Annotated in this window: 4 protein-coding genes; 1 reads left to right on the forward strand and 3 read right to left on the reverse strand. The window is 36.2% G+C overall.

What is annotated here, in order from left to right:
• From VNJ50_RS01825 to VNJ50_RS01835, 3 genes are all read right to left on the reverse strand, one after another.
• Positions 1 to 441, reverse strand: a 441-nt coding sequence (locus VNJ50_RS01825; RefSeq protein ID WP_325578490.1) for a TraG family conjugative transposon ATPase, incomplete at its 3' end; no start/stop codon positions are given.
• On the reverse strand, positions 438 to 770 hold the full coding sequence (locus VNJ50_RS01830) for a DUF4133 domain-containing protein (protein ID WP_325578492.1): 333 nt from the start codon (positions 768 to 770) through the stop codon (positions 438 to 440). The genes VNJ50_RS01830 and VNJ50_RS01825, both read right to left, overlap by 4 nt.
• Before the next feature lie 11 nt (positions 771 to 781).
• Positions 782 to 1,087 (reverse strand): DUF4134 domain-containing protein, encoded by a 306-nt coding sequence (locus tag VNJ50_RS01835; RefSeq protein WP_325578494.1) that lies wholly within the window; start codon positions 1,085 to 1,087, stop codon positions 782 to 784.
• Positions 1,088 to 1,307: 220 nt separating this feature from the next.
• Here VNJ50_RS01835 and VNJ50_RS01840 point away from each other — a divergent pair.
• On the forward strand, positions 1,308 to 3,020 hold a 1,713-nt coding region (locus VNJ50_RS01840; protein ID WP_325578496.1), incomplete at its 3' end, for a KAP family P-loop NTPase fold protein.

Consider the following 3,020-nt stretch of genomic DNA (forward strand, 5'->3'; position numbering starts at 1 on the left):
TGCTTCTTTGTCTCGGATTTCCTTTGGTATCAGTATACCTTTACAAAGCGAGGAGAAATTGCTCTGCATGCGCATCCGATTCTTGGTGGTCTTGGTCAAGAACAAATAGCAATAATGGTTCAAAAAAGGGCGTTCGTTAAAATGTTGTTGGTAGGATTTGCCTAAAAAGCTTAATCCACCACTTGCAATATCCGGAGCATAATTTTCCGTTATGTACCAATCCTGTTTGTGGATGACCGTATAATCGGGCAACGTTTTGATGGCTTTGTGCCAAGCGGAATGAATCGCTTCATATTCCGCAGAGGCAACCGTGAACAGTTCTGGTAAACGCACCTCAAAACAGGCGGTAATGTCTGCATCTTTGGATAGGATGCAGTTGTTCTCTACTGCCAGTAATGGGAACTTGTTTTCCAACGTTGTTGTTTTCGCTACATTTCTCATATGGCAGTTGATTTAGATGTACACTTTAAATAGCGGTGTACAGGCTTGCGACAGATGATGTAACGGGGATGTCTTTTTATAGCACCGATTTTCATCAATCCGTGTTCCCCGAACTTTTGGTTAAGTGAAAAGGTTTGCCATACAATCAGCGAAGCACCACCAGTTCCCAAAAACAGACAGATGTAAGAATTAACCCCGACCATGTAAAGTATCATGACCAGGATCAATGTTCCAAGTAATCCGCCAGCGAAGATGAACAGGTATTGTGCTTTCAGCCCTTTAAATTCCACTGTCCTGCCAATGCCTTTGTTGATGTTATAATTACTCATAAGGCAAGGAATTAAAGGAAGAATGAACGTAATATGGTAGCTGCAACGATCAGGAAGATGCAGGCCCCGAACCACGATGCAGCGGTTTTACTGGTATCGGGATCTCCGCTGCTAAATTTGTTGTACACTTTAACACCTCCGATGAGTCCGACTACGGCTCCAATGGCATAAATAAGCTGGGTGGCCGGATCGAAATAAGAGGTTACCATTTGGGTAGCTTCTGTAATACCAGCCGAGCCATTTCCTTGTGCGAATGCACCAATTCCTGACAGCATAGCTACAGCTGCCAGCAAAACTTTTTTCTTTTGTTTTTCCATGATTAAAACACATTAATTTGTTGCGATTAACCCACACTCTGTGGGCGTTCGGAACAAAGGTGTTGTGAAAATGGAAGCGTTATAACAAAGTGGTATTGAGAGGAATTACTTGGCAGTGAATGGCATATTCGTAAGAAAATGAGTAATATGTGTTGAGACACACTCCAGTAATTAAATTAGTATATTAGCCATTGATTACTAATTACAACCAAATTAAACTATGTGGGCAGATAACGAAACTTCAGAGGATCTTTTAGGATTTAAAGTACATGCCGATTTACTTCTTGATATTATTAAAGATGAATCTATTTTGCCTATTACTGTAGGGGTTTTTGGAGATTGGGGAAGTGGGAAATCAAGCATTTTACAAATAGTAAAAGAAGAATTTGATAAAGAGGATGATAAAGATTCACTTTGTATTTACTTTAATGGATGGGCATTTGAAGGGTATGATGATGCTAAAGCTGCATTACTCAATTCTATAATTAAAGAATTGGAAAACAACAAAAAAATATCCAAAGAAATAAAAGATACAATAAAAGAAAAAGCAAAAAAGCTTTGGAAATCGGTTGATTGGATACGTGGAGCAGGTATGGTTATGAAAAATGTTGCCCTACCTGCGGTTTCTGCGTATTTTACTGGAGGACTCGGTTTAGCCCCTTTTGCGATTCAGAAATTAGCAGAATGGGGAGATGATCCAGAAAAAATAATTGAAAGACTCCAATCGGAAGAAGGTAAGGAAATATATAAGGCATTTGTAAAGCAAGGAAAAGAAGACGATAAAAATGCTGCAAATGCAGTTGCTGATTTTAGAAAAGATTTTTCAGAGCTTTTAGAAGCTACAAATTTTAAAAGATTAATTGTAATTATTGATGATTTAGACAGATGCAGCCCAGACAGAATTATTGAAAATCTTGAAGCAATTAAACTTTTTCTAAATGTACCCAAAACCGCATTTTTAATTGGGGCTGACCCTCGAATAGTGAGATACGCTATTGAACATAAATACCAAAGCAGTAAAGAAATAGAAAAAGACAATAATAGAATTGTTATTGATTACCTAGAAAAAATAATCCAACTTCCTTATTCTTTGCCTAGGCTTTCTGAATCTGAAGTTGAAACTTATATATCAATGCTTATTTGCAAAAAAGAAATTGATGAAGATAAGTTTCAAAAAGTACTCAGTGAATTTCAAAACTATAGAATAAAGAATAGGTACTCCGCTTTTGGATTATCAAATTTTGAGCAGATTTTAGAAGCTGAAGATTACAGCAAAGTTAAGAACAATGTAGTCTCAATTCCCTCATTAGTACCTTTAATTACGAATAGTCTATATGGAAATCCTCGACAAATAAAGCGATTTCTAAACACCTACACTATTCGGAAAAGACTTGCAGAAGTTGCGTTGTTACAAAGCTTTAATGATGCTGTCCTCGCAAAAATGATGATACTTGAATATTCTGAACCGAAATTATTTAAAAAGTTATTTGAATGGCAAATAATTCAAGATGGGATACCAAAAGAAATAACCGAAATAGAAGTTTTATGTAAAGACAAAGGAATTGATGATATTGTTTCAGAAATTAAAGACTTAGATTTTAAAGAATGGGGTAAACCCAAAATAATAAAATGGTTTCAAATAGAACCTTTTTTATCAGGAGTTGATTTGAGGGACTATTATTGGATCGCTCGAGATAAGTTAGAAAATTCTATCTCAGCAACGAGTATGATTCCACCGGCAGTAAGGGCATTGTTTAATGAATTATTACCCGATAATATGACGGCAGCAGTTACAAAATCGCTACTATCTATAAAATTTCAACCTTTTAGTGATATTGAAAAAGATGCGTTTTTCAATCTTCTGTCTTCAACCTTGAAAAGGAATCCTCAGCAAAAGCGATTGTATGACATTTTTAATTTAATGACAGAAGAT

This window comes from Gelidibacter sp. (assembly GCF_035577925.1).
Lineage (GTDB): Bacteria > Bacteroidota > Bacteroidia > Flavobacteriales > Flavobacteriaceae > Gelidibacter.

Excerpts from the sequence above, each read along its gene's own strand:
- VNJ50_RS01830 (WP_325578492.1), bottom strand. The coding sequence starts at position 770 with ATGAGTAATTATAACATCAACAAAGGCATTGGCAGGACAGTGGAATTT.
- VNJ50_RS01835 (WP_325578494.1), bottom strand. The coding sequence starts at position 1,087 with ATGGAAAAACAAAAGAAAAAAGTTTTGCTGGCAGCTGTAGCTATGCTG.